General features: G+C 42.7%; 25 protein-coding genes and 3 pseudogenes. 11 read left to right on the forward strand and 17 right to left on the reverse strand.

From position 1 onward, the window contains the following. Positions 1 to 412 precede the first annotated feature (412 nt). Positions 413 to 661 carry a hypothetical protein gene (locus MICAI_RS08220; protein ID WP_232306163.1) on the forward strand — a complete coding sequence of 83 codons (249 nt, stop codon included), beginning with the start codon at positions 413 to 415 and terminating at the stop codon, positions 659 to 661. Here the strand turns inward: MICAI_RS08220 and cbiB are convergent. The 3 genes from cbiB to MICAI_RS08235 are packed head-to-tail and all read right to left on the reverse strand — an operon-like array spanning position 632 to position 2,479. Then, positions 632 to 1,612: an adenosylcobinamide-phosphate synthase CbiB gene (cbiB, locus tag MICAI_RS08225; protein WP_008200278.1), complete on the reverse strand. Its 981-nt coding sequence runs from the start codon at positions 1,610 to 1,612 to the stop codon at positions 632 to 634. The two genes, MICAI_RS08220 and cbiB, sit on opposite strands and share 30 nt — an antisense overlap. A gap of 2 nt (positions 1,613 to 1,614) precedes the next feature. Continuing rightward, complete coding sequence (locus tag MICAI_RS08230) at positions 1,615 to 2,088, reverse strand: GFA family protein (RefSeq protein WP_081504661.1); 474 nt, start codon at positions 2,086 to 2,088, stop codon at positions 1,615 to 1,617. Then, complete coding sequence (locus MICAI_RS08235) at positions 2,036 to 2,479, reverse strand: Rrf2 family transcriptional regulator (RefSeq protein WP_002783777.1); 444 nt, start codon at positions 2,477 to 2,479, stop codon at positions 2,036 to 2,038. Before MICAI_RS08235 ends, MICAI_RS08230 begins: the two co-directional genes overlap by 53 nt. Before the next feature lie 300 nt (positions 2,480 to 2,779). Between MICAI_RS08235 and MICAI_RS08240 the strand changes: the two genes are divergently transcribed. Beyond that, positions 2,780 to 3,169, forward strand: coding sequence for an AbrB family transcriptional regulator (locus MICAI_RS08240; protein WP_008200283.1), 390 nt, complete (start codon positions 2,780 to 2,782; stop codon positions 3,167 to 3,169). 292 nt (positions 3,170 to 3,461) lie between these two features. Here the strand turns inward: MICAI_RS08240 and MICAI_RS23475 are convergent, their stop codons facing one another. From MICAI_RS23475 to MICAI_RS23490, 7 genes and pseudogenes are all read right to left on the reverse strand, one after another. After that, positions 3,462 to 3,629, reverse strand: a complete 168-nt coding sequence (locus tag MICAI_RS23475) for a YqaE/Pmp3 family membrane protein (protein WP_008200286.1) — start codon at positions 3,627 to 3,629, stop codon at positions 3,462 to 3,464. A gap of 507 nt (positions 3,630 to 4,136) precedes the next feature. Then, positions 4,137 to 5,435 carry a phosphopyruvate hydratase gene (gene eno, locus MICAI_RS08250; RefSeq protein WP_008200287.1) on the reverse strand — a complete coding sequence of 433 codons (1,299 nt, stop codon included), beginning with the start codon at positions 5,433 to 5,435 and terminating at the stop codon, positions 4,137 to 4,139. A gap of 46 nt (positions 5,436 to 5,481) precedes the next feature. Beyond that, a complete protein-coding gene (locus tag MICAI_RS08255) occupies positions 5,482 to 6,243 on the reverse strand; it encodes a DUF3887 domain-containing protein (protein WP_008200288.1) in 762 nt (253 codons plus the stop codon). A gap of 115 nt (positions 6,244 to 6,358) precedes the next feature. Then, positions 6,359 to 8,437, reverse strand: coding sequence for a glycogen debranching protein GlgX (gene glgX / locus MICAI_RS08260; RefSeq protein WP_008200291.1), 2,079 nt, complete (start codon positions 8,435 to 8,437; stop codon positions 6,359 to 6,361). A gap of 276 nt (positions 8,438 to 8,713) precedes the next feature. After that, positions 8,714 to 9,587 (reverse strand): annotated as a pseudogene (locus MICAI_RS08265) (DUF4351 domain-containing protein). Between the two features lie 39 nt (positions 9,588 to 9,626). After that, positions 9,627 to 10,097: pseudogene (locus MICAI_RS23485) on the reverse strand (DUF4351 domain-containing protein); the annotation flags it as partial. Positions 10,098 to 10,217: 120 nt separating this feature from the next. Beyond that, positions 10,218 to 10,652: pseudogene (locus tag MICAI_RS23490) on the reverse strand (hypothetical protein); the annotation flags it as partial. Positions 10,653 to 10,802: 150 nt separating this feature from the next. Between MICAI_RS23490 and MICAI_RS08280 the strand changes: the two are divergent. Continuing rightward, complete coding sequence (locus MICAI_RS08280) at positions 10,803 to 12,509, forward strand: potassium channel family protein (RefSeq protein ID WP_008200302.1); 1,707 nt, start codon at positions 10,803 to 10,805, stop codon at positions 12,507 to 12,509. Then, positions 12,506 to 12,760, forward strand: coding sequence for a hypothetical protein (locus tag MICAI_RS08285; RefSeq protein ID WP_002776534.1), 255 nt, complete (start codon positions 12,506 to 12,508; stop codon positions 12,758 to 12,760). Before MICAI_RS08280 ends, MICAI_RS08285 begins: the two co-directional genes overlap by 4 nt. Positions 12,761 to 12,877: 117 nt before the next feature. Here MICAI_RS08285 and MICAI_RS08290 read toward each other — a convergent pair whose 3' ends face one another. Further along, the gene (locus MICAI_RS08290) at positions 12,878 to 13,489 is read right to left on the reverse strand and encodes a Uma2 family endonuclease (protein ID WP_008200307.1); all 612 of its coding nucleotides are present in this window, start codon (positions 13,487 to 13,489) and stop codon (positions 12,878 to 12,880) included. Positions 13,490 to 13,719: 230 nt separating this feature from the next. Between MICAI_RS08290 and MICAI_RS08295 the strand changes: the two genes are divergently transcribed. Further along, positions 13,720 to 13,926 (forward strand): hypothetical protein, encoded by a 207-nt coding sequence (locus tag MICAI_RS08295; RefSeq protein WP_002750139.1) that lies wholly within the window; start codon positions 13,720 to 13,722, stop codon positions 13,924 to 13,926. 78 nt (positions 13,927 to 14,004) lie between these two features. On the opposite strand, the gene MICAI_RS08300 is transcribed toward MICAI_RS08295, so the two are convergent. Next, the gene (locus MICAI_RS08300; protein WP_008200313.1) at positions 14,005 to 16,104 is read right to left on the reverse strand and encodes a pentapeptide repeat-containing protein; all 2,100 of its coding nucleotides are present in this window, start codon (positions 16,102 to 16,104) and stop codon (positions 14,005 to 14,007) included. A gap of 41 nt (positions 16,105 to 16,145) precedes the next feature. After that, a complete protein-coding gene (locus tag MICAI_RS08305) occupies positions 16,146 to 16,646 on the reverse strand; it encodes a hypothetical protein (protein WP_008200315.1) in 501 nt (166 codons plus the stop codon). Positions 16,647 to 17,344: 698 nt separating this feature from the next. Between MICAI_RS08305 and MICAI_RS08310 the strand changes: the two genes are divergently transcribed. The 6 genes from MICAI_RS08310 to MICAI_RS08335 all read left to right on the forward strand — a co-directional run bounded on the left by MICAI_RS08310 (position 17,345) and on the right by MICAI_RS08335 (position 21,614). Then, on the forward strand, positions 17,345 to 17,578 hold the full coding sequence (locus tag MICAI_RS08310; protein WP_008200318.1) for a DUF1830 domain-containing protein: 234 nt from the start codon (positions 17,345 to 17,347) through the stop codon (positions 17,576 to 17,578). A 57-nt stretch (positions 17,579 to 17,635) separates the two neighbouring features. After that, positions 17,636 to 18,076 (forward strand): hypothetical protein, encoded by a 441-nt coding sequence (locus MICAI_RS08315; protein ID WP_008200320.1) that lies wholly within the window; start codon positions 17,636 to 17,638, stop codon positions 18,074 to 18,076. Positions 18,077 to 18,113: 37 nt separating this feature from the next. Beyond that, positions 18,114 to 18,404, forward strand: coding sequence for an RES family NAD+ phosphorylase (locus tag MICAI_RS08320; protein ID WP_232306164.1), 291 nt, complete (start codon positions 18,114 to 18,116; stop codon positions 18,402 to 18,404). 247 nt (positions 18,405 to 18,651) lie between these two features. Then, positions 18,652 to 19,218 (forward strand): nicotinate-nucleotide adenylyltransferase, encoded by a 567-nt coding sequence (locus MICAI_RS08325; RefSeq protein ID WP_002757316.1) that lies wholly within the window; start codon positions 18,652 to 18,654, stop codon positions 19,216 to 19,218. Next, on the forward strand, positions 19,215 to 19,943 hold the full coding sequence (locus tag MICAI_RS08330; protein WP_008200325.1) for an NUDIX hydrolase: 729 nt from the start codon (positions 19,215 to 19,217) through the stop codon (positions 19,941 to 19,943). Before MICAI_RS08325 ends, MICAI_RS08330 begins: the two co-directional genes overlap by 4 nt. Before the next feature lie 12 nt (positions 19,944 to 19,955). Then, positions 19,956 to 21,614 carry an NAD+ synthase gene (locus MICAI_RS08335; RefSeq protein WP_008200327.1) on the forward strand — a complete coding sequence of 553 codons (1,659 nt, stop codon included), beginning with the start codon at positions 19,956 to 19,958 and terminating at the stop codon, positions 21,612 to 21,614. 331 nt (positions 21,615 to 21,945) lie between these two features. Here the strand turns inward: MICAI_RS08335 and MICAI_RS08340 are convergent, their stop codons facing one another. The 4 genes from MICAI_RS08340 to MICAI_RS26975 form a co-directional block, all read right to left on the reverse strand. Next, complete coding sequence (locus MICAI_RS08340) at positions 21,946 to 22,959, reverse strand: CAF17-like 4Fe-4S cluster assembly/insertion protein YgfZ (protein ID WP_008200329.1); 1,014 nt, start codon at positions 22,957 to 22,959, stop codon at positions 21,946 to 21,948. After that, complete coding sequence (locus MICAI_RS08345) at positions 22,956 to 23,324, reverse strand: hypothetical protein (RefSeq protein WP_008200332.1); 369 nt, start codon at positions 23,322 to 23,324, stop codon at positions 22,956 to 22,958. Before MICAI_RS08345 ends, MICAI_RS08340 begins: the two co-directional genes overlap by 4 nt. A gap of 295 nt (positions 23,325 to 23,619) precedes the next feature. Further along, entirely contained in the window at positions 23,620 to 24,654 is a 1,035-nt protein-coding gene (gap, locus tag MICAI_RS08350; RefSeq protein WP_002739710.1) for a type I glyceraldehyde-3-phosphate dehydrogenase, read from the reverse strand. A gap of 114 nt (positions 24,655 to 24,768) precedes the next feature. Next, on the reverse strand, positions 24,769 to 24,970 hold a 202-nt coding region (locus MICAI_RS26975; RefSeq protein WP_232306165.1), incomplete at its 5' end, for a hypothetical protein.

Raw genomic sequence — 24,970 nt, forward strand, 5'->3', positions numbered from 1 at the left:
CCCGGGGTGTGGGGTATAGGGGGAGTGGGAATTATGAATTATGAATTATGAATTGGGGGGGTGGGGAAGTGGGGAAATTGAACTAAAACCCCAAAACCCCAACCTCCAAAACCTGTCTCCTATCTCCTGAATACTGACTCCTGCCGACCGCGTGATCTCAACAAGCAATTTAAATTACGAACAGCTTATCCAACAAGGTTTTTAGATTTATTAAGCAAACCCTAAATACCCGGGCAGCTGATGGGATTTCTTTCCCCGACACTTTGAAGTGGGGAATGTGGGTTAAAATTGGCATAACTCGACCATCGCCTCGACCATGTTCTTTTTTGTCCTCGGCTTCAATCTAGGCTTAACTTTGTTTAATTGCTTTCTAGTCTGGAAATTGTGGCAATTGCGGCGGATTTTAGGGCGAGTGACCAAAATTTTAAACCGGGTGGAACGACGTTTACACCATATTTTTTACCCCGCTCCAGAATATATTATCATCGCTGGGGCAAAAACCCATTATCTCCGACAAAACTATCAACGTCTCTGGGGACAGATACAGATACTGCAATCCCTATTCTTGACCTTCTCCCTAATTATCCGTTACTGGCAGCGTCAATCCCGTCAACGCCGTCGCCTGTGGTCGCTAAAATTGAGCAAAATCTCTAGCAATTAGGCAGCTAACAGCGATCGCCAACCAAAGTAATACACAAGTACGAGTTAAATGCAAAGCCTGTTCGACGGTTTTGACAGTAATCGGGTTGAGGTTATCCCCCAATAAAGGTTTTTCGACAATCTGGCCTCGGTATTGATTTTTCCCCCCCAATTGCACCCCCAAAATTGCCCCATAGACGCATTCACTCCAACCGGAATTAGGACTAGGATCCCGACGGGCATCGCGCCAACAAATGCTTAAAACCCGCCCCGGCTGGCCCGAAATTAGGGCGAGAGTTAAGACCGTTAAACGACAGGGTAGCCATGTCAAAACATCCTCGCTTTTGGCACTAAACCAGCCCATATGGGTGTAGGGTGGCCGACGATAGCCAATCATCGAATCGAGGGTACTAGCGGCTTTATAAGCGCAAGCGAGGGGCACTGGTCCCACCCCCAGAAAAGCACCGAGAAGGGCATAAAAAAGCGGCGCGGTAACTCCATCGACACCATTTTCACTGACAGTTTCTAATAGGGCGCGAAGGATTTCTTCTTGGCCGAGATTATCTGTGTCGCGACCAACGTATAAACTTAGTTGGCAACGAGCTAAGGTGATATTTTCCGCTTGTAAAGCTGCGATGACTGTTTCAGCAGCCCGGCGTAAACTTCTACCAGCTAAACAACTAGCCAAGAGAATCACTTGTACTAGGCAACTCAGCAGCAAATTGACCTGACCTAACCATTGGATTCCTAGCCAAGTTAAGACCCCAGCCAAGATAATTAAACCTAGTCCCAGAATTATGCCCCCTAAACGTTGGCGAATTTTTTCCTGCGTCCAATTAAGGATAACTTTTGTGGCCACGGCAATAATCGCCCCCATCACCTGCACTGGATGAATCCATCCCCAGGGATCGCCGATCAGATAATCTAAAACCGCCCCTAATACTAAAATGATCGCCGTTGCCGCTTCCTTCACAATTACTCCCTTTTCCCATCGATATCCCGAATTTTCTCGATATTGTCTTCCCAGTTAGCCCCATCAAAGAACTGGAGCTGAAAATCCCCTAAGACATTACCCTCCAAACAGCGCAGGTTTATATCTATAGCGTCAGGATGGGAGCGGGGACGATAGAAAGGATGAATACCACAAACACGACAAAAATAATGTTGGGCTGTGTGGGTATTAAATGTGTAGGTACTTAAAAAATCTTCACCGCTTAGGAGGGTAAATTGTGCTGAAGGAACAATCAGATGCAGAAAACCTTTTTTCTGACAAATCGAACAATTACAGTCTAGAGCTTGATCATGCTTGATCGCCACTTGAAAACGGATCGCTCCACAGTGACAACCTCCCCCATAAATCTTTGCTTGTTTTGTTGCTGTCATAACTTCTAAACTACTAAACGATAAAGCTGGTTTCCTCTCCCCTAGCGGCGATCCAGCTACGCGCATCGTAGTATAAATCGGCTAAGGTAATCTTCCCCAGGGCCTCTTTTAATTTCTCGTGGAGGTGTTTCCAGATAGTAAATGTCACCCAATCTTCTGCCTGTTCGTCCCTGGGATGATAACCTGATAATGGCTCGATCGTCTCTCCCACCGCCTCTAAAATTTGCCCCAACGAGATCCGATTTGCCGGCCTGGCTAACTGATAACCCCCTTGCGCTCCCCGAAAGGAACGAACTAACCCCGCTCGTCGCATTTCTATCAGCAATTTCTCTAGATAAGCGGCCGGGATATCTTGACGCAGAGCGATCGATTTTACCGATACGGGAGTTCCCCTAGGTTGTAAACTAAGATCCAGCAAGGCTTTAACACTATAGTGACCCCTAGTTGTTAGCTTCATTATCCCTCATTTTTCCCTCTTTATCTCTATCCTACCTCCTGCTCTCATTGATGACAGAAAGGCTAACCTCCCCTAGCCCAGCATCTCGATCAACATTGATCAATTCTGTTAAGATTTTTATCGAGAGATAGAGTGTAATCGATTACAATCAATTTCCCCAAGCAAGTGATAATTTTTAGTTTATACCGTGTAAGATAAGTGTAGAGATCAATCGTAACCCGATTGTTTCTGGTCAGGGGAAGCAATTCTCCTCGACTGGCCTTGATGACCCTAACCTTTACTTATCTGCCGCGAACTTAAATGAACAAAACTACTAATCCAGAACCCCTGACTGGCCTCGAACTAATTGAGAAAGTTAAACAGCTAGGCAACCTCAGCAAAGAGGAAAAAGCCCGGGAATGCGGCTACTATACCATGACAAAAAATGGTATCGAACGCGTTAATATGATGAAGTTTCTCAATGCTTTAATCGATGCCGAGGGAATTGACTTAGATAGCAGTGCCAATGGCCAGGGACGGGGTGGCCGCTCGGCCAGCTACCGGATCAGTGTCCAATCAAATAATAATCTCCTGATCGGTTCGGCCTACACCAAAAAAATGGGACTTAAACCGGGAGATGAATTTGAAATTACTTTGGGGAGAAAACATATTCATCTCAAGCAAGTTGGCGCCAGCGAGGACGACGAATAGCAATAATTAAGGAGAGAGCCGTTTAACTCTCTCCTTTGAAACTAGGTATTTTATCCTCAATTGGTCTTTCAGTATCTAGATAGGGCTGGCTGAGTAAAGCTAAAAACTTTGTTGGATAAGACTTTTAGACTTTTGGAGTGATCAGGGGGAAAATTTAGGTGCTTTTTCCCTGAAAATGGCTAAAACCCCACACCTGACCCCCTAACTTCAGGAAAAACTTTGTCAGCAAACTCTAACTATTGGAGATGTCCAATGCAGCGACCGGAAAAACTGGCATCTTCCGGGATGCTAACTAGGAATTCTCGGCTTCTTTGGAGAGAATCCAGAAAGCGTGGATAATGCCGGGGACATAACCGATTAAAGTTAAGATAATGTTAATAACAAAGGCTAAACTCAGTCCTCTGGTCAAAAATACGGCTAGGGGTGGCAAAAAAAACGCACAAACTAAGCGGAGAAACATTGTCCATACCTCAAAAAGAGTTTAGTGAACCTTAATTCTATATTAAGCTTGCTCCCCTTGAAGTTGGTATAAAATAGTGGCGATTATTGTGGCCATGGTTGCGGGGGCAGTTATTGGTTGAGTCAACGCACTGGTTAAACCGATTCTAGGGCTTTTGTTTCTGGTTAGCCTCGATTCTCGTCCCAGGATTCCCAGTTAAGGGTTTAGTGGCTTTTATCGGTGCGCCCATCGTCCTTGCTCTGGTCAACACCCTCCCAAATAAACACTTCGCTGAAAAGGGTTTCAGCGAAGTACCACAATAGTCAGTGACCAGTTATCAGTTATCAGTGATTTTAGTATAACACCTTTGATCCAAAAATCATACCTTCGTGCAGAAAAAAGGCCAAAAATAAATACTTCGCTGAAAAGGGTTTCAGCGAAGTACCACAATAGTCAGTGACCAGTTATCAGTTATCAGTGATTTTAGTATAACACCCTTTTTCGATCACTGCAAACTTTTTTCAAATTTTAGGCCGAGAATTTTGGACCGAGGCCGACTTTCGGCGCGTACACCGCCCGATCGCCCAATTCTTCTTCGATGCGTAATAAGCGATTATACTTAGCCACTCGTTCACTGCGACTGAGAGAACCAGTTTTAATCTGTCCGGCATTAGTAGCTACCGCCAGATCGGCGATCGTGGTGTCTTCCGTTTCTCCGGAACGATGACTGATAACAGAACGATAACCGTGACGGGTAGCCAGGGCGATCGTTTGTAGGGTTTCCGTCAAAGAACCGATCTGATTGAGTTTAATCAGGATCGAGTTAGCAATACCCAGATCGATCGCTCTTTGCAGACGGATGGGATTAGTCACCATCAAATCATCGCCCACCAACTGAATCCGCGCCCCCAGTTTATCGGTCAATAATTTCCAGTTATCCCAATCCTCCTCGTGTAAACCGTCTTCAATAGAAATAATCGGATAGCGATCAACTAAACTGGCCAAAAAGTCCACCATTTCGGCGGGAGAATGGGCCGAACCATCGTAGATGTATTGACCATCCTTATAGAATTCACTGGCGGCCACATCCATAGCCAAAGCCACCTGCGACCCCGGTTTATAACCAGCACGTTCGATCGATTCAATCAAAATATCCAAAGCTTCCTGATTTGAAGCCAAATTAGGAGCATAACCGCCCTCATCGCCCACACCGGTCAGTAATTTGCGTTCGTGCAAGGCCTTACCCAAAGCGGCGAATACTTCCGCCCCCCAACGCAAACCCTCCTTAAAAGAATCGGCCCCGATGGGGAAGATCATAAACTCCTGAAAATCGACGTTATTATCGGCGTGAGAACCACCATTAATCACGTTCATCATCGGGACGGGTAGCACATTGGCCATCGGACCTGCGAGATAACGATAGAGAGGCAAGCCCAGATCCGCCGCCGCCGCTTTGGCCGTAGCCAGAGAGACGGCCAGGATAGCATTAGCCCCTAATTCTCGTTTATTGGCCGTGCCATCGCGATCAATCATAGCTAAATCGACACTAGCTTGGTCGAAAGCATTCATCCCCTGCAAAACCGGGACAATTTTTTCGTGGACATTGCGAACCGCTTTCAGGACACCCTTGCCACCGTAACGCTGGGGATCATCATCGCGCAATTCGTGGGCTTCAAAACTGCCCGTAGAAGCGCCACTGGGGACCTGGGCCAAACCCATCGCCCCCGATTCTAACAGCACTTCCGCTTCGATCGTGGGACGGCCGCGGGAATCTAGAATCTCCCTAGCTGCGATCGCTTCGATGGGAACTTCGATTTTATCTAACATAACTTATCGTCTCCAACTCAATTTACGGGGTAATTTCGGCCGATTACTAATTGCCTAAAGGGAAATCCACGTTGACAATCTGCTTTTGATCATCAAAAACGAGGATTAAAGTATCCGTCAGTTTTTCAAATTGAATCGTCACCAACACCAAATCCACGCCGTCCGTATCCGAACCTTTTCTGACCTGAGTTCCCACAACCCGACGCACGGGGCCGGTACGCTTAAGTAAATTTTCCCAAGCGCCTTGCACTCTGGTGGGGAAAACCTCAGCTTTGAGAAAAGGGTGTAGATAACCTCTGGCCAGGCCGTAGTCTTTATTGGCCAAAGCCTTGACAAAAGCATCGCCAATCTCAGAAATACTGCGAAATTCGGGAAAATCGGCGGCAACTATCTGACCAGCCCGGTTAAAGGTAACTGTCACATCTTCGGTAACTTTCTCAAATTCAACGGTGACAATCACCAGATTGGCATTGATAGCATCGAGTAGCTTGCTTTTGACAATGCGCTTAAACGGTCCAGTATGGTCAGTTACTTGGCTTTCCCAGACCTTTTGTAGTTTTTCGGCAGTCCAGAGGGGTTTTAGTTGGGGTGACAAAGCTGCAATAACTTTACCGTATTGTTTAGTTCCCAACCATTCTACTAACTGCCGAGCTTGCTTTTCTTCTCGGACGGGATCACCAATAGCGATCGCAGTCGGTTCTAGGTTCGCCTGTACCGGTGAAACGCTGAACGCGGTCCAAGGCAGGGAAAAACCAATTAAACACAAAGAGAGAATCGATACCCGTTTCGCTAATGAAAGCCGCATCATTTCAGCTATTGCTCCGCAAATAAATAACGTTTTTTCACTTGACGATTGAATTGATGCCATTGTTCATTAGTTAAAGCATTCAAGATCGCTCGATCGGGTAATATCTCTCCCCTTGTTATACTGGTTTAACGATTAAAACTACCGCCGAACGCGCTTGCACCCGATAGGTTTCCGATTCAATAGCAGCGGCGGCATCTAAATCACAGGCTGCCTCGGACAATTGCCCAGCAGTATCGATGACGCGATGCCATTTTTCCTCTGGGAATAGGGGGGGTAACTGGAAGTTGAGAGATTCCCAGTAAGCGTTAAGCATAATGTGTAAATACTCGTTTGCCTTAGGATGACGCAGGGAAAAAGCTAAACTGCGGGAATCTTCCGACCAATCGGGTTTACTCAACTGTACGCCATGCCAACTGAGATGGGGTTCAAGACTGGTATAGGTGACTTCTAGCAATTTTTCCTGACGGAAAAGAGCTAATTTTTTATTAAAATCGATCAGTCTCCTTACGAAACACCAAAGATCGAACTCTTGCTCTACCGCACTCCAATCGAACCAACTTAACTGGTTATCCTGACAATAGGCGTTATTGTTGCCCTTTTGGGTGCGTCGCACTTCGTCCCCCATCAACAGCATAGGTGTTCCTTGGGAAATGAACAGGATCGTTAAGAGATTTTTTATTTGTTGCAGTCGCAGGGTTTTAATCGCCTCATTATTGGTTTCCCCTTCTATTCCACAATTCCAGCTAAAATTATCGTTGCAACCGTCCCGATTCTTCTCGCCGTTAGCCTCGTTGTGTTTCCGGTCGTAGGACACTAGATCGTTAAGGGTAAAGCCATCATGACAGGTAACAAAATTTATACTTCTATTGACATCGTTGTCAGGTCTGTGGTATATGTCGGGGCTTCCTAAAATCCGCGCCGCTAATTTCGTGACTATGCCGGTATCTCCCCGGACAAAAGCGCGCACATCATCGCGAAAAGGACCATTCCACTCGGAAAACCAATCGGCAAATTCGACAAATTGACCGACACTATACAATCCTGCCGCGTCCCAAGCTTCGGCGATTAATTTTGTCCCGGCTAAGACTGGATCCGATTCGATCGCCCAGATCATGTTATAACCTTTTTGCAGGATCGGTTCCCCGTCCACATTGCGCGATAATACGGCCGCTAGGTCAAAGCGAAAACCATCGACGTGCATTTCCGACACCCAATAGCGCAAACAATCGAGAATCATTTTGCCAACAATGGGATGACTGCCCTTGAGGGTGTTACCACAGCCGGTATAGTTGCTATAGAGGCTTTTATCGACCGCATCGAGGATGTAGTAGGTGCGATTATCGATACCTTTCAAGGAAAGAGTCGGCCCGATTTCGTCCCCCTCGGCGGTATGATTGAAAACTACATCGAGAATCACTTCAATCCCCGCTTTGTGTAACGCTTTCACCAGATCGCGAAATTCATTCAAAGGACCCAGGGGTGAGCGATCGCTACTGTAACCAGCATGGGGCGCAAAAAAGCCGATCGTGCTATAACCCCAATAGTTAGTTAACCCCGGCATAGCGGCAGCGGGATCAAAGTAATGAATCGGTAACAATTCCACGGCAGTAATGCCTAGGTTTTTCAAATAGGGTATTTTTTCGATTAATCCCGCAAAAGTACCTCTTTTTTCCTCGCTAACGCCAGAATTCGGGTTACGAGTAAAACCACCGACGTGCATTTCGTAGATAAAACTGGCAGAGTAGGGAGTGCGTAGCGGTTTGTCATCTTCCCAATCGTAGCGGCCCGGATCCACTACCAGACCCCGCAAAGCTCGATGACAATTATCGCCTTTTTCGCTGGCAGCTTGTCGATCATAAATTTCCGCACCGACAATCGCTTTCGCATAGGGATCGAGAACTACTTTATCAGGATCGAAGCGATGACCCTGGGCCGGATTATCCGGACCATAGACTCGATAAGCATACACTTGACCGACTCCAATCCCGTGAACGAAAATATGCCAATAGAAAAAGGTGCGGTTTGTTTGCGGGGTGAGGAGAATAGTCCGGCTAGGTACGGGAGAATTAGTATCATCAAATAATAATAATTCGATCGCAGTGGCATACTTAGAAAATAGTGAGAAGTTGACACCATCGGCCAAGACAGTCGCACCGACGGGATGGCTTTTACCGTGATCGGTTTCTAAGGTCATTGTCAAGAGATAAGAAGTGATTAGGAGTAGTATAAGATTATTCGGCGTTGCTGAATCAAGCTATGAATCCCAAATGTGTGTCCTATCCAAAAGTTAGTTTTGGTCTAGGTTGTGAAAATCTCACCCAAGAAGATCAGAATTCAAATCAGCAAATCCAGATTTTCTTGGAGATGGCGTGATTAATTTCTAAGACCTTGCCCTATTCAATAAAGCTCTCAATTTTCCGAACAATTAAGAAAAAAATATAGGAGTTTTAAATGACATTTCCCGAATATTCTAGGCTTGATTAAGCCAATTGATTAAGTCAGCTTGACTCTTAAAGTCTAGTAATGCTTCTCCTAAGTCTTCTAATTGTTCTACGGTTAGTTTTTGGATAGTTTCGGTGATATGCGTGGGAAGTTCACCAAAACGTCGCTTTAGTTGACGTAGCACTACCTTGGTTTCTCCTTGTTGAATCGCGGCTTCTCTATCTTGTTCGTATAAAGGGGCTAAACGCATAATAAATTTCCTCTCCTCCTGGGTTCTTTTTGGTAAGGCTTGCAAGTTTCTACTCAAATTGTACAATAATTTCAAGGAAGCTGATTTGAAAGGATGATTAGAAGATAATGCCTCTAATTCATCAATCGCTCTGCTTCTGGTTCCTCCTCTACCTAATAATCTTAACCAAAGGGTTTCAGGGGTTTCAGGTAATTGATGCAGGACAATAATGGCTGTGGTTAATGCTGGAGGTAAAAAATAAATTCCTTCTCCCCAATCTGGATGATTGAGAGCGGAAAAAGCAGTTATAATTCTTTGACTGGCCGTAGGAGTTAGTATCCATAGTCTAGGGATATTTTCTGCTAATAAGGGTTGTTGATTGCGGTGAGCTTCTCTTTGTAATTGTTCCCGCACAGTAAACAGTTTAGATAAACAAGCGAGAATTCCCTCAATCGTGACCGGATTGCGATAGGGTTCCAATAAACAAGGGGTTTGAGCTAATTTGCCCAATAAACCTAATTCGGGCGGCATTTCTGGGGAAGTCGGTCGAAAATACACATCGATTTCTTGAGTTTTTGCCGTCACATCAAGGCTAGTTTTCACGTCACCGGAAGAAGAGAGAAAGGTTTCGAGGTAGTCTTTCACTAAATTTATCCCAAAAAAAGCGAGTCAAGGCTGAAGTGATTAAATCAATGATGATTATTTTATCATTTTAAAAGTCTGTGGAGCGGTTTAGCCAATTAATTAAGTCAGCTTGAGTCTCAAAGTATAGTAAGGCTTCTCCTAAGTCTTCTAATTTTTCTACTGAGAGTTTTTGGATAGTTTCAGTAATATGCGGGGGTAGTTCACCAAAACGTCGCTTTAGTTGACGTAGCACTAGATTGGCTTCTCCTTGTTGAAGTCCGATAGCTTCTCCTTGTTGAATAGCTTTTTCTCTATCTTGTTCGTATAAAGGGGCTAAACGCATAATAAATTTCCTTTCCTCCTGGGTTCTTTTGGGTAAGGCTTGCAAGTTCCTACTCAAATTGTATAATAATTTTAAGGAAGCTGATTTAAAAGGATGACTAGGAGACAAGGCCTCTAATTCATCAATCGCTCTGCTTCTGGTTCCTCCTCTACCTAATAATCTTAACCAAAGGGTTTCAGGGGTTTCGGGTAATTGATGCAGGATAATAAGGGATGTATTTAAGTAGGTAGGCACAATTATTTGTAGGATGGGTTAGCGGTAGCGTAACCCATGCGGGCGTTGGGTTTCATGCTTCAACCCAACCTACGTTCATTTTATATTTAATTCCACCCACCTACTTAATGCTGGAGCTAAAAAATAAATTCCTTCTCCCCAATCTGGATGATTGAGAGCGGAAAAAGCAGTTATAATTCTTTGACTGGCCGTAGGAGTTAGTATCCATAGTCTAGGAATATTTTCTGCTAATAAGGGTTGTTGATGACGGTGAGCTTCTCTTTGTAATTGTTCCCGCACAGTAAACAGTTTAGATAAACAAGCGAGAATTCCCTCAATCATGACAGGATTGCGATAGGGTTCCAATAGACAAGGGGTTTGAGCTAATTTGCCCAATAGGCCTAATTCGGGCGGTATTTTGGGAGAAGTCGGTCGAAAATACACATCGATTTCTTGAGTTTCTGCCGTCACATCAAGGCTAGTTTTCACGTCACCGCAAGAAGCAAGAAAAGTTTCGAGGTAATCTTTACTAAATTTGTCCCAAAGAAAGCGAGTCAAGGCTTAGGTGATTAAATCAATGATGATAGTTATTTTATCATTTTAAAAGCCTGATTAGGAAAATTAGCAGCATTGCAGCTTTAGTTACAGATTTTTCCTAGTTTTTGCGCTAGAACTGAAAGGTTAATCAGCAAAAAACGCGCTCGACGAATGAAACCGCAAATCATCGTCTGTGGATTAGGTCGCACCGGTTATAAAATCTTTTGTTTACTCAAACAACAATCTGCGGCAGTAGTAGCGATTAGCGATCGCCAAATGGTCTGTGAATACCAGTCTGATATTATTATCGGCGATCCCTGCTCTCCTAAAACTCTCCTGCAAGCTGGTCTCCCGGATGCAGAAACCCTAGTTTTGGCCATCGATAACGACGCACTCAATCTGGAAATTCTCACCCGTGCAAGGATAATTAACCCGAAAATTCGGATAGTTAACCGACTATTTAACGAAACTTTAGGAGAAAGACTCGATCAAACCCTCCCTGCTCACGTTAGCATGAGCGTTGCTTCCCTAGCGGCTCCGATCTTTTCCTTTGCTGCCCTTGGTAATAAAGCTATCGGTCAATTACAGCTATTCGATCGCCTTTGGCCGATTCAAGAGATAATTATCGAGGAAAATCATCCTTGGTGGGGATTACCCCTCTACGAGCTTTGGGACGATCCGGCCCGGATGTTAATCTATTATCTCCCCGCTCACGACGAAATTGATCTGGTTTCAGCAGTTCTTTCGGGCAAAAAACTCCAAACTGGCGATCATCTGATTATCGGCAATAAACCGACAATTAAGGCAAAACAGCGTTTTAAACTGCAAAAGTGGCTGAGAAATCTGCTCAATCTTCGTCCCTATCAGCACTATGTCCAACCAGTAATTCTTGTCACCCTTTCCCTCTTGGGGATGATTTCCCTTGCTACCATTACCTATCTCAGCGTTAATCAAAAAATTTCCCTCGTCGATTCCCTCTATTTTTCCGTCGGGATGATTACTGGTGCCGGAGGTAACGAAAAAGTGGCCGAATCTACCCCCGATAGTATCAAAATTTTTACCGTGGTCATGATGATTGTCGGTGCGGGGGTTATCGGTATCTGTTATGCTCTCCTCAACGATTTTATTCTCGGTAGTCGCTTTAAGCAGTTTTGGGATGCTACCCGCATTCCCGTCCGCAATCATCACATTATCTGTGGTTTAGGAGGTATCGGCACCCGGATCGTGCGACAATTACACGAGCAAGGCTGTGAAGTGGTGGTGATTGAATCGGACCCCAATAACCGATTTTTGCATTCCGTGCGCTCCTGGGGAATCCCCGTTATCATCGAGGATGCGCGTCTAGTGGCTACCCTAGAAACCGCTAATATTAACAACGCTGAATCTTTGATCGTGGTTACTTACGAGGATATGATTAATGTGGAGATTGCCCTCACTGCCAAAGCGATCGCTCCTAAAATTAATCTAGTTTTACGCTGCTCTCAGGAACAATTCGGGCGATCGATTCAAGAGGTTTTTGATTTTGATACGGTATTATGTCCCCGGGATCTGGCTACCTATTCCTTCGCCGCGGCCGCTTTGGGCGGTAGAATTCTCGGTAATGGCATGACCGATGATCTCCTCTGGGTTGCTTTGGCTACATTAATCACACCTAATCATCCTTTTATGGGGCAAATTATCAAGGAAGCGGCGATGAATGCCGATTTTGTGCCACTTTACCTAGAAAAACAGGGTCAAACTATCCACGGTTGGCAATTACTAGAAATTACTCTCGACCAAGGTGATATTCTTTATCTAACTATGCCGGCTATGCGTTTACAACAGGTTTGGCAAAATACTTCCCTAACTATTCCCCAATCTTTCCCCGATTTAAAATGATTTCTGGTCTTAATTATCTGAGCAAAGCTAGTTATCGCTGTATCTTGAGTTTAGGCAGTGCCGGCAGTATTTTAAGTCTCGCTAGTGCCAGCAGCATTTTAAGTCTGGTTAGTATCGGCAGTATGCTCAGTATTGGCAGCGTCGGCAGTATTCTTAGTATTGGCAGTGTTGGCAGTATTCTTAGTATTGGCAGTGTCGGCAGTATCTTTGGCATTTTTCAATATCATTCTCTGCCTAACTATCCTGAATAGTTCTAATGAACTACTTATCACCGCTTCTTTGTCGATGGCGGTTTTTTGAGTTTAAACTGTGGAGCGATCGCTTTTTATGTAAACAAAATAGAAAGGTTATTAATCGGATTAAGGGATTTATGAGGCTGCGGCAAAACTAACACGACGATAAATTTCTAGCAAGGGAAGTTCAACGTTTAAACTCTCCAGAGGGATTATTTGACTAAGTTGATCGTAGGTTTGTAGTTGCCAGCGATCGCTCTGTGCGAGTCTAAAATATTGCTCAATGTAGGGTTCAGTTTGACTAACGAGCAGATATTCACAAAAACTTGGCAGGGAACGATATTTTCTAAATTTATCACCTCGATCATAGGCTTCCGTGGCGGGGGAAAGCACCTCTACAATAAATAAAGGATTAAGAATTTCGTCTTTGCGATCGCCGTTAAATTCCGGTTCATGGTTAACGATCATGAGATCGGTATAGGTTCCACAATTATATTCAGGAATCCACAGCCGCAGATCGCTGTTATACAGACGAAAATCCCTATCTCTCAATAAAAATCCCAAAAAAACCGAGATATTGATCGCGATCGCGCTGTGGGTTGCGGTTCCTCCAGGCATAAGAATCATTTCTCCATGGCAATATTCATAACGTTCCTGAGAAGTTTCAGCGATCGCCCGATATGCTTCCAAAGTGACAGGGGTTTTGGTGACTGTCGCAATAGTTGGTTTTTCTTGAGCGATAATCATCTTTGTCTTTCTCCGATATTCTATTAATTAATTTTATGGTTATTTTTTAGGGATTGTGGGGAAGCGATCGCTTTTTATCAAAATAGAATTAGAACGGCGATCGCAGTTTTTCTGAGGTGAGAGAGAAAAACTTTTTAAGAGCAAACTATCGTTAATTTGATTGTATGTACTATAATTGAGTCGTTAAATTTAAACAAAATACTATACTGTCCTCATCGAGGTTATTGTTTATGAAATCAGAGTATGATCTCGCTAATATGAAAAGTCGTCCTAATCCTTTTGCTCAACAACTCAAGCGGCAGGTCACTTTACCTTTAAGGATTGATGTCATTGATTTCTTTGAAAAAAAAGCAAAAGAAAAAGGAATTTCTTATCAGGAACTAATTGATTTATATCTTCAGGATTGTGTGACAAACGACCGAGAACTCACTTTTTAGCGATCGCTTTTTATGAAAACAAAATAGAAAAAGCGATCGCATTGTGAGCATCAGTTAATAAAACAATAAAATTCGGGGTCAGGTGCTTAGGTTTGCTAATTGTTCCTGAATATTAGCTTGAGTAGAGAGTTTTTCGGATTTTTCCCATAGATCCTTGAAGATACTTTTATCTGTCTCGACAACTCTTGTTTGATAGGAAATATAACCTGATTCTGTTTGACCATTCATAGTTCTTCTCGCTGTAAAAGAATTTCTTGGAACAGATAAGTTTTCGCTAATCAATAGGTTGGTATCATCCCAACAATAGCCTTCTTCAACATCTTTGGCTTTTTCCTGACAAATCCAAGCAACTTCTATGCCAGAGTTAAGTTGTTCCTGAATCACCTGTAAATGCTTTGGAGTCGGAACTTCAGGAAGAATAAAGACTCGTTGAATAGAAATCTCCCTTTTGATTAGTTCTTCGTTAACTTCCCAGAATTTTTGACCAAGGGGATTATCCCACCAGATGGAATCTGTCATGGAGTGAACAGCCAAGATTCGAGATTGACTTTGAGGATCAATGTGTTTGAGTAGTTGACCAACCTTTTCTAAACGGGATTCGCCGCTAATTTCAATGTTAATTTCAGGCATAATTGTGTTAGTCAAAATTGTGCAATCAAGGAGGGTTAGATTATTTTCATCTAATTTAACATCGGTCAAGTTAGCTCCCGTTAAATTAGCTTTGCTCAAATTGGCATGACTTAAATCGGCTCCTGTTAAATCAGCATTAGTTAAATTAACCCCCGAAAGATTAGCCTGACTGAAGTTACATCCCATCAATTTTGCATCGGAAAGATTGGCCTCACCATCCATTAAATTGACTTGGCTGAAATTCAGTCCCCGAAAATCTCGTTCGCCAATTTTGTGCAAATATGTCAATTCTTGTGTGCTATGAATATCGGGGTGATATTCATCGGGTGCATAAACGGCAATCATCGCTTTGACGTAGGCGAAAAAATAAGCCTTGAGAATATTTTCATGGGTGTGGATGGTAATCACTTCTTTCCCATCATACTCAACCACCACCTTGACAGTTCTGGCTCCTTGTTGACCCGGTGTCAAGTTAGCCACATAGATAGATTTAAGGGTATGTTTAACCTCAACTAAATGAGCTAGAGCCTCATTAAAAGCAGTAAAAAGTGCATCTACTGAACCTTTTTTAAAGGCCGATTCAGTGTAACGTTTTTGAGTTTTTGTATTACATAGGATAACTGTCGCAGCAGTTAAATTGTTATTAGCACAAAGAATTTCAAAGTTCTCAATTTTCCAGCCTTGAAAAAGGAAAAGATTATCTTCAAAGAATAAGTTTTGTTGAGGCTCGTTTTCTAAAAGCTGATTGAGTTTTACTTTTTCATGTTCCATTGCCGCTTTATCGAGATTTTTGAGAGTTCTTTTGATAGATGCCGGCGAGGTATCTTTCCCTAAAGACTGTAAGAATAGGGAAGGAGAACCCACAAAAGGATACCCACTGGCAATGAATTCTCGATCTCTGATGGTGATAATACCTGCTAGGCTATACTTTCTGGCAATCTCAACTTGAATTGCCGTTTTTAAGTTAACGTTGGGATATTTTTCTAGGTCAATTTCTTTCAAGTTAACTTGACCGACGTTAATCTTACTCATAAGTTCAATGATCAAACGATTGGCATATTCTTGAGATTTCAGATTTTTGATATTATGCCAAATTTGTATTAATCCCAGTTCCTCAATGTAAGGATTAATTTTTCCCTCTAAAACAAGTCCCATAACCCTAGTAGCTTCAATGTTAAGAGTCGTCTGATTTCGTAATAAAAACTCTTCAATCAGAGCAGCGTCAATTAAGACTTTTGGAGCTTGAGAATTGTTGTCTTTTAATTGGAATACTTCTAAGTTACCCAGAAAAAAATCAATATTTATACTAGGATGATTAGTCACTTTACGCAAACTAAGCTTGATTTCGTACTGCACAAAATCATCAGATTCACTTTCGAGATTATTTCTCAAATCCCAAAGTTTTTTAATCACTTGAGGCTCAGGATATTCTCCTAATTTTCTTATGATTTCAGCACGGATATCGCTATCCTGTTCCTTTTCTAGTTGAGCTAACAAACCATTAGTGACCGATGTTGGTATCTCGCACAATAACTCTGTGTTTTCCATTTTTAAATCAATCTCCTTGATTGGTGGTCTTCTCATCCGCACTAATTTTGTCTGACAGTAAAAGACTGCTCTGTTTGAGAATTTTCAGCGTAGCGTGTTGGCAAAACTCTCACTAATTCATCGTCATTAATGTCAAGAAGATAGCCCTTTTTAAAGAGAATCCTTCTTAGGGAAGTAATTCCCAGACGATCACTGTCATCTAAATCAAGATAAAGTTTAAGATGGGATCCTAGATTTTTGTTGAAATCTGCGTTTAGATTTTTGCCGCTGCTATGATTGAACATTTCAGCCAAATCATCGGCGGAATAAAGTCCTGTAGCCGCCAGATAGAAAAGAATTTCGTATTTTTCAGATAGGGGTTCGATTTCTGCCAATAAAGCTTCTAGTTTGGGTATATCCAAACCACAGTTTCTTGCCTGCTTTTGGGCATCACACAGTGATGGGGGCATTGACGAGAGCGTCTTCATGGCTGTATTACAGTTTCTTGCCTGCCTTTCGGCATCGGATAGGTTTTGGGGCATTTCGGATAGGTTTTGGGGCATTGACGAGAGCGTCTTCATGGCTGTATTTTCGAGCTAGTTAGCATATTTTGAAATGGAGTACCAACAATTATTGTTTAATGATAGCAACAATTGTTGGTTTAAATGGGCAATATTTGTTGGTTTAAATGGGCAATATTTATTGGTTGATATCCTTACAGTAAGTGATTACTATTGTGGGTACCATTGAAGAAAATAGAGCGATAGTAAAAAACAGTACAAAAAAGCTGGATCGAGTGTTGGCGCACTGCCCAGCTTGAATTAGGTAAACGTTCTTGGCTCTACCTATCGCTTCCCGTCTTGATTATCTCCACCCTGACGTTTTGCTAGTTCGTTGATGGTGTAGATAAAAACGTAGTCATAGGGATGAATCTTCCCGACAGCTACGCCGTAAGCAAGGGAGCTTAGGAGAATGATAGAGAGTAAGTTCTTCATTGATTGACCTCCTGGCTTCTTAGTCCACTAATAAGGTTTTTAAGTCTCCTGGTGGGCTAATTGAGAAGGTTAATCCCGATGATGCGAAGCTAGGAGAAGGCCAGTACCCTTGCGGGTGCTGGCTCTTTACTCATCATTATCATCCCCCCATAGTGGCCCATGAGGGCAGATTGAGTCAAGCTAATAATGTTAGGGATTCCTGACACGAGGAGCAAAACACTACTAGGCAAAAACAAATCCATATTGCTGAAATGGAGGGAAGTGTTATGTCGAAGGCAACTGTTAATCAAGCAATTATCAACTGTGTATATGTAAACCGCACAGAAAAAACGGCTATTCTCAAAATTGACTTTATGGGACAATGGCGGGAGCGAGTCGTTGAGGTGGGCGAAGAGTTTTGTTTTAACGCTCCTGAAGGGGGATACTTAGATATTTTTACCTATGAGATGGCTGCGATGATTCTGGAGCATAGAATTCCTTGCCGAGAATTGGCGATATAAGGAAAGGATCGTCTGATTAAGGTCTTGCCAAAATTATTATTTCTTATTAGCTTAAAAATGTTAGAATCTATACAAAAAACACAATCTCCTTTAGCTTTGGCCCCTGCGTTGGCAGCTGCCATTAAACGAGGCGAAGAAGCGAAGAAGCGGTTCCTATCTAAGCAAGGCGGAACCTTAACCAGCGCTGAGGTTTGTAGTGTTTTAGCCTGTAGTTCTTTGGAATTAGAAACTATGAGGCTCAATCATCAGGTCTTAGGTTTATCTGTCAACGAGGAATTAGTTTATCCTGCTTGGCAATTTATTGATGGCAAAGTTTTGTCAGGTTTAGACCAAGTGTTAGCCGTCCTAAAAGAAGATGGTGCTTGGACACAAATGCTCTTTCTGCTTACGGGTGATATTCGTTTAGAGGGAGCAACCCCGCTAGAAAAACTCCAAAAGGGAGAAATCGAGCCAGTGGTTTTGGCCGCTAAGTGCTACGGGAGTCATAGCGCGGCATAGAAATCTTTTTAGAATTAGAAGTGATCGCACTTTAGTGTTGGCCGACTTAACGGGGCCGGCCCTTGTTCGCATAGGAATAGATGCCCGCATTTCTTCCGGTGATTATGAATATTGTCGGACTTGGGGGCAGGCAATTTGGGAACATCCCCAAGCAGTAGATGGGATTAGATACCGTTCTCGTCATGATGATAGTGTCTATTCCGTTGGGCTTTTTGATCGGGTTAGAAACCATTTGCAAGAAGACAACTTAGGTAATTTATACGATGATAATTCATCCTGTTTAGGTGAAATTTTGGAGCATTATGATTATGCTCTTATTCAAGAATAAGTATATTTTTGCAATTAGACGCAATCTCCCCTATTCAGAACGGCCAAGTGTTAGGGAATTTTCTGTTAAGTTAATAGCAGCCCACTCGTCGCAAAACTTCACTGATCACTGATTACTGATCACTGATTACTGATCACTGATCCTCTTGCCCTATTTTGGTAAAATCAACTATAATGGGGAGAAGTTAATCTTTGCCAAGCTTGAGCAGACTTAAACCAATCCCTCAGTGAGCAAGCAATTGAATCCTATGCTTAAAATTGCCCTTTTTGGAACCAGTGCCGATCCTCCTACTGCCGGTCATCAAGCCATACTAAAATGGTTATCGGAACAGTACGATATTGTTGCAGTTTGGGCTGCCGATAATCCCTTTAAAAATCATCAAACCAGTCTCGAACATCGTCTGAGGATGTTAAATTTGCTCATCCGGGATATTCAACCCCCAAGGGATAATATACAACTGCGACGAGAATTAAGCGATCGACGTAGCTTAATTAGTGTGGAAAAAGCGCAAACAATTTGGGGAGAACAGGAGGAATATACCCTAGTCATTGGTTCCGATTTAGCTGGACAAATTAGGCACTGGTATCGCAGCCAAGAATTACTAGAAAAAGTCAAAATTCTCGTGATTCCTCGTCCCGGTTATCCTATTAATCAAGATGATATTGAACAACTGCAAACATTAGGGGGTGATTGTCTGATTGCCGATGTATTTGCTCCGGCTGTATCCTCAACAGATTATCGAGAAAAAGGCGATAAACAGGCTGTTCCTGCACCGATTAAAGATTATATCGAAGGTCAAAAACTTTACGCATGAAACCGCAAAATACCCTAGCTAATAAATCTCTAGCTGATTTTAAAGTGGGAGTTGATAACGTGATCTTTTCCGTTGATACCCAATTAAATCGGCTGCTGGTGCTTCTGATTAAACGACGGGAAGAACCCTTTAGTAATTACTGGAGTTTACCCGGAACTTTAGTTAGAAATGGGGAATCACTGGAAACGGCAGCCTATCGAATTTTAGCCGAGAAAATTAGCGTCAATAATCTCTATCTAGAACAGTTATATACTTTTGGCAGTCCAGAGGTAGATTCCCCGGCAGCATCCGCGAGTTTTGGGAAACGTTATCTATCGGTGAGTTACTTCGCTTTAGTGCGGTTTGAAGAAGCAAAGTTAATCACTGAACGGGATTATAATATCACTTGGTATATGATTGATAAAGTGCCAGATTTAGCCTTTAATCACGGTCAAATTTTGGAATATGGCTGGCAAAGATTACGCAATAAAGTAGAGTATAGTCCCGTCGCTTTTGAGGTTTTACCAGAATTATTTACTTTAAATGATCTTTATCAATTTTATGAGACAATTTTAGGTAAAAATTTTAGTGATTATTCTAACTTCAGAAATCGGCTATTGAAATTAGGATTTCTCAAGGATATGGGTTTAAAAGTCTCTCGTGGTGCCGGTCGTCCTGCTAGTTTATATCGCTTTGATGAAAAAGCTTTTGGTCCCTTTAAAGAGCAACCGTTAGTTTTTGTTTAAATAGGAAAAAATATGAGAATTGCTATCGCTCAATTAAATCCCATTGTTGGAGATATCGAAGGAAATGCCCAAAGAATTTTAGAGGCCGCTCAAACGGCATTTAATCAGGGAGCAGAATTACTTTTAACTCCGGAATTATCCCTCTGTGGTTATCCTCCCAGAGACTTATTATTAAATCTGGGTTTTGTGGAGAAAATGTCTCAACAATTGCAATTATTGTCCCAACAATTACCAGAAAAATTAGCCGTCTTAGTCGGTTTTGTCGAAAAAAATCCCTCGGCAACGGTCAGAGGAGAAAAGCCGTTATTTAATAGCATAGCTTTGTTAAAAAGTCAAGAGATTAAACAAATTTTTACTAAACGTTTATTGCCTACCTACGATGTTTTTGATGAGGATCGTTACTTTGCTTCTGGGAAAGAAAGTCAATATTTTCAACTAACAGAAAATAATGTAAAAATCGGTGTAACTATCTGTGAAGATGTTTGGAATGATGAACAATTTTGGGGTCAACGTCAATACGCAGTTAATCCCATCGCCGATTTAGCTAATTTAGGAGTGGATTTAATCGTTAATCTTTCCGCTTCTCCCTACAGTGTCGGTAAGCAAAAATTGCGAGAATCTTTATTATCCCATAGTGCCACTAGATATAATTTACCTATAGTTTATGTCAATCAAGTGGGAGGTAATGATGATTTAATTTTTGATGGTGATAGCGTTGCTTTTAACCGACAAGGAGAAGTGATTTATCGCGCCCAAGCATTTACTTCTAGCCTAGAGTTGATCGAGTTTAATCAGGATTTGTTACCCGCAGTTATTCATCCTTTACCCGTCGATGAAGATGAGGAAATTTATCGAGCTTTAGTCTTAGGAGTGCGAGATTATGTGCAGAAATGCGGTTTTAAACGGGTAATTTTCGGCTTGAGTGGTGGCATTGATTCCAGTTTAGTTGCCGCTATTGCCAGCGACGCATTAGGTAAAGAAAATGTTCTCGCTGTGATGATGCCTTCTCCCTATAGTTCCGACCATTCCATTAGCGATGCAGTGGCTTTAGTTAATAATTTAGGTATCAAAAGTGAGAAGTTAGCAATTCAAGAAATTATGACCGCTTATGATCAACTTTTAGATGGTCTTTTCGCGGGGACTGATTTCGGTATTGCTGAAGAAAATCTTCAGTCACGCATTCGCGGTAATTTATTGATGGCTCTCTCTAATAAATTCGGTCATTTACTATTATCCACTGGCAATAAATCAGAAATGGCGGTGGGATATTGCACCCTTTACGGTGATATGAATGGTGGTTTAGCAGTGATTGCCGATGTGCCGAAAACCCGCGTTTATTCCCTCTGTCGCTGGTTAAATCGGCACGGGGAAATTATTCCCCTCAATGTGATTAATAAAGCTCCTAGTGCTGAATTAAAACCCAATCAGAAGGATCAAGATTCTTTACCTCCCTACGAGATTTTAGATGCTATTTTAGCACTATTAATCGATCGCCATCAATCCGCCGAACAAATTATCGCCGCCGGTTTTGAGCCTGAAATTGTGCAGAAAGTGATTAAATTAGTTAAAAATGCCGAATTTAAGCGCAAACAAGCTCCCCCGGTCCTAAAAATTAGCGATCGCGCTTTTGGCACTGGTTGGCGAATGCCTATCGCTAGTCGCTGGGGTTAGAGGGGTTTTTCAGTTATCAGTTATCAGTTATCAGTTATCAGTTATCAGTTATCAGTTATCAGTTATCAGTTATCAGTTATCAGTTATCAGTTATCAGTTATCAGTTATCAGTTATTAGTTATTAGTTATTAGTTATTAGTTATAGTCATTTCAATTAAGATTGAGAATATAAATGCCAGAGTTCATAAGGTTTTCATCGGTCTAGAGTGGATCAGAATTATCTGAAATGACTATATCAGATGTGAGTTATCACTAACCCAGGCGGGCGTTGGGTTTCATACTTCAACCCAACCTACGTTCTGATTACTGATCACTGTTTACTGATTACTGTTCACTGAAAGGGGTATTCGTGAGAGAGGAAGGGTAAGGGGATTAATTCTCCTGTTGCCTCGCCGATTTGTACTTTTAAACCCTCTCCTCCCGCTTTTGTTTTCACATAACCCAAGCCAAAATCCTCCAGCACACTGGTGAGTAAACCGACTTTTTGCGCTTCTAAAATAATCGGGGTATTGCTGGGGACGGGTTGGCTGAGTTTTATGCCCCAAAGTCTTTGTTTTACGCCTTTATAGGTGTTAAGACGGGCGATAGTTTCTTGACCAATATAACAACCCTTATCAAAGACAATCGCTCGCCATAAACCGGCCTCTAAAGGGTTATAATCTTCGGTTAATTCTCGATCGACTGCCGGTCGGCCCTGATGGATTCTCAGGTATTCCCACACCTGCTCATCTGCGGGAGTAACGCCATTTTTAATTAAATTTTCCCAGAGGGGACCGGCTTCGGCGGCGGCAACGATTAAAGTATATCCGGGTAGGTCTAAGCCGGTGCCGACGGCTACTCTCAGGGGGGGGTCAGAAAGGAGATAATGACTATGCTGCACCCCCGTTAAAATATGCTCTGGAATGGCGATTTTTTGCAGGTATTGCCCGCTTTCAGTACCGATTAGGCTGAAAATGCCAAAATTATCGGTTAAGTCGCTAATTTCCACTTTATCGAAGGGGAAAATATAGCGATCGATCAATTCCAGTAAAAATTGACGACGTTGGGGAGAAACGAGGATGAGGAGGGAATCATCGCCGGCGTAAACTGTGACAAAATCGAGGGTACGACCGGTAGAGTTAAGGAAAATTGTCTCACAACCCTGACCCGGTTTCAGGCGATCGATCGCGTTACTGGTTTGATTGTGGAGAAAACGCAGTCGGTCCTGGCCTTTTAATTCTAATAAACCCCAATCGGAGCGATCGATTAAAATTGTTTGGGATGCTAAACTTTGGGGATCATTGTGGTAATCTTTGAGAAAATTAGCGGCATACTCTGCCTTGATCGTTTCTAAATCTGCTTTCATTGGGGTAAATTAGCGAATAATCGGTTAATAATGCGCTCGGTTTTCGTTTCCAAACTCTGCCAATCTAGTTCACCGGTGGGATCGAGGAGACTGGTATCGATGGTGACGCTCTCTCCTTCATCGGTGGGATAATCGAGAAAACAGACTTGAAAACAAAGTTCCCAAATATTTACAGTAACGGAGCGATCGAGATAAGTCAAACAGAGCAGATAACTGGGATAGGGATCTTGAATTTCTGTATAAGTTCCTTTCCAGAGGGAATTTTCTAACTGTTTACGCAGATTATCCAGCACCCGAATAAATGCCGGCTGCATTAATAATTGTGCCTGTTCCCAAGCGGTAATATCTTTAAATTTTGGATTCATCTTATCAGTGATCAGTTATCAGTTATCAGTTATCAGATTTGAGGATTAAGTGATAAAGGCAGTTATCAGATTTGAGGATTAAGTAGGTAGGCACAATTATTTGTAGGATGGGTTAGCGGTAGCGTAACCCATGCGGGCGTTGGGTTTCATGCTTCAACCCAACCTACGTTTATTTTATATTTAATTCCACCCACCTACTTAAGTGATAACGGCATGAACAGTGCTGTCTTTTCACTGTTTACTGTTTACTGTTTACTGATCACTGGTTACTGTTTACTGATAACTGATAACTGATTTAAGCTGTTACTAGGGTTGCTTCCTTAGCTGCCATCATTTTCATCAGGTCTAACATCCGGCAGGAGTAACCCCACTCGTTATCGTACCAAGAGACGACCTTAAAGAAATTGGCATTAAGTTGAATGCCTGCTTTAGCATCAAAGATACTGGAACGGGGGTCAGTGATAAAGTCACTCGATACCACTTCCTCATCGGTATAACCGAGGATACCTTTCATCGGTCCTTCGCTGGCGGCTTTCATAGCGGCGCAGATTTCCTCGTAACTGGTGGCTTTTTCGGTTTTAAAGGTTAAATCCACCGCCGAAACGTTGGGAGTTGGTACACGGAAGGCCATACCGGTTAATTTGCCTTTTAGGGAAGGAATAACTAGGGTTACTGCTTTGGCTGCTCCCGTGGAGGAGGGGATAATATTTTGACCAGCACCGCGACCACCGCGCCAATCTTTTTTCGATGGACCATCGACGGTGGGTTGAGTGGCGGTCATCGAGTGTACCGTGGTCATTAATCCTTCCGCTAGTCCGAAGTTATCGTTAATAACTTTGGTGATCGGGGCTAAACAATTGGTGGTACAACTAGCGTTAGAGACGATCAGATCTTTAGCGGGATCGTACTCATTATCGTTAACGCCTAGTACAATGGTACGAATCTTGTCGGGATCTTTGGTGGGTGCGGAGATAACCACCCGTTTGGCCCCTGCTTCTAGGTGTTTTCCTGCTCCTTCGGCGGTGGTAAATAAACCGGTGGACTCGACCACATAATCGGCCCCGGTTGCACCCCAGGGCAGTTGAGCAGGGTCTTTAATCGAGTAACAGGGGATAAACTTACCATCCACGACGATGCCATCTTCTTTCGCTTCTACCGTACCCTGAAAACGTCCGTGGGTGGAGTCGTATTTGAGCAGATAGGCAATATTATCGGAGGGAACCAGATCATTTATACCAACAAACTCGAAATCAGGATTTTGGATACCCGCCCTAAAAACGAGGCGACCGATACGACCGAATCCGTTGATGGCGACTCTTACTTTTGTCATGAAAAAAACTCCTTTGCAGCTGCGATAAGCTTAGGCACGATCAAGAAAAAACAATCCGAGAATTGATTAGCCTGTAGAGAATCACTATATATGCTAATCAGCTTTTATTGATCGCTAGATGAAGTATAGAAAGATTTTAAGTTTCAGTGCTTCCAAGATAAAAAATAATAAATTTTCTACCCTAGTCTTCCCCGCCACCGGCATCGAGAAAACCTGATTAGACCCTTGCCGACCAACGAAAATATGATTATATAGCCTTTTGGGAAAAGTTGACATTAAAAAATAATTAAAAGCTTTCTGAGAATTTGTGGATTCC

The sequence above is a fragment of the Microcystis sp. T1-4 genome (assembly GCF_000297435.1).
Lineage (GTDB): Bacteria > Cyanobacteriota > Cyanobacteriia > Cyanobacteriales > Microcystaceae > Microcystis.

Bases quoted from the DNA above. Each gene is read 5' to 3' on its own strand.
- MICAI_RS08230 (WP_081504661.1), bottom strand. From the start codon at position 2,088: ATGCGCGTAGCTGGATCGCCGCTAGGGGAGAGGAAACCAGCTTTATCG.
- MICAI_RS08235 (WP_002783777.1), bottom strand. From the start codon at position 2,479: ATGAAGCTAACAACTAGGGGTCACTATAGTGTTAAAGCCTTGCTGGAT.
- MICAI_RS08240 (WP_008200283.1), top strand. From the start codon at position 2,780: ATGAACAAAACTACTAATCCAGAACCCCTGACTGGCCTCGAACTAATT.
- MICAI_RS23475 (WP_008200286.1), bottom strand. From the start codon at position 3,629: ATGTTTCTCCGCTTAGTTTGTGCGTTTTTTTTGCCACCCCTAGCCGTA.
- eno (WP_008200287.1), bottom strand. From the start codon at position 5,435: ATGTTAGATAAAATCGAAGTTCCCATCGAAGCGATCGCAGCTAGGGAG.
- MICAI_RS08255 (WP_008200288.1), bottom strand. From the start codon at position 6,243: ATGATGCGGCTTTCATTAGCGAAACGGGTATCGATTCTCTCTTTGTGT.
- glgX (WP_008200291.1), bottom strand. From the start codon at position 8,437: ATGACCTTAGAAACCGATCACGGTAAAAGCCATCCCGTCGGTGCGACT.
- MICAI_RS08280 (WP_008200302.1), top strand. From the start codon at position 10,803: ATGAAACCGCAAATCATCGTCTGTGGATTAGGTCGCACCGGTTATAAA.
- MICAI_RS08285 (WP_002776534.1), top strand. From the start codon at position 12,506: ATGATTTCTGGTCTTAATTATCTGAGCAAAGCTAGTTATCGCTGTATC.
- MICAI_RS08290 (WP_008200307.1), bottom strand. From the start codon at position 13,489: ATGATTATCGCTCAAGAAAAACCAACTATTGCGACAGTCACCAAAACC.
- MICAI_RS08295 (WP_002750139.1), top strand. From the start codon at position 13,720: ATGAAATCAGAGTATGATCTCGCTAATATGAAAAGTCGTCCTAATCCT.
- MICAI_RS08300 (WP_008200313.1), bottom strand. From the start codon at position 16,104: ATGGAAAACACAGAGTTATTGTGCGAGATACCAACATCGGTCACTAAT.
- MICAI_RS08305 (WP_008200315.1), bottom strand. From the start codon at position 16,646: ATGCCCCAAAACCTATCCGAAATGCCCCAAAACCTATCCGATGCCGAA.
- MICAI_RS08310 (WP_008200318.1), top strand. From the start codon at position 17,345: ATGTCGAAGGCAACTGTTAATCAAGCAATTATCAACTGTGTATATGTA.
- MICAI_RS08315 (WP_008200320.1), top strand. From the start codon at position 17,636: ATGTTAGAATCTATACAAAAAACACAATCTCCTTTAGCTTTGGCCCCT.
- MICAI_RS08325 (WP_002757316.1), top strand. From the start codon at position 18,652: ATGCTTAAAATTGCCCTTTTTGGAACCAGTGCCGATCCTCCTACTGCC.
- MICAI_RS08330 (WP_008200325.1), top strand. From the start codon at position 19,215: ATGAAACCGCAAAATACCCTAGCTAATAAATCTCTAGCTGATTTTAAA.
- MICAI_RS08335 (WP_008200327.1), top strand. From the start codon at position 19,956: ATGAGAATTGCTATCGCTCAATTAAATCCCATTGTTGGAGATATCGAA.
- MICAI_RS08340 (WP_008200329.1), bottom strand. From the start codon at position 22,959: ATGAAAGCAGATTTAGAAACGATCAAGGCAGAGTATGCCGCTAATTTT.
- MICAI_RS08345 (WP_008200332.1), bottom strand. From the start codon at position 23,324: ATGAATCCAAAATTTAAAGATATTACCGCTTGGGAACAGGCACAATTA.
- gap (WP_002739710.1), bottom strand. From the start codon at position 24,654: ATGACAAAAGTAAGAGTCGCCATCAACGGATTCGGTCGTATCGGTCGC.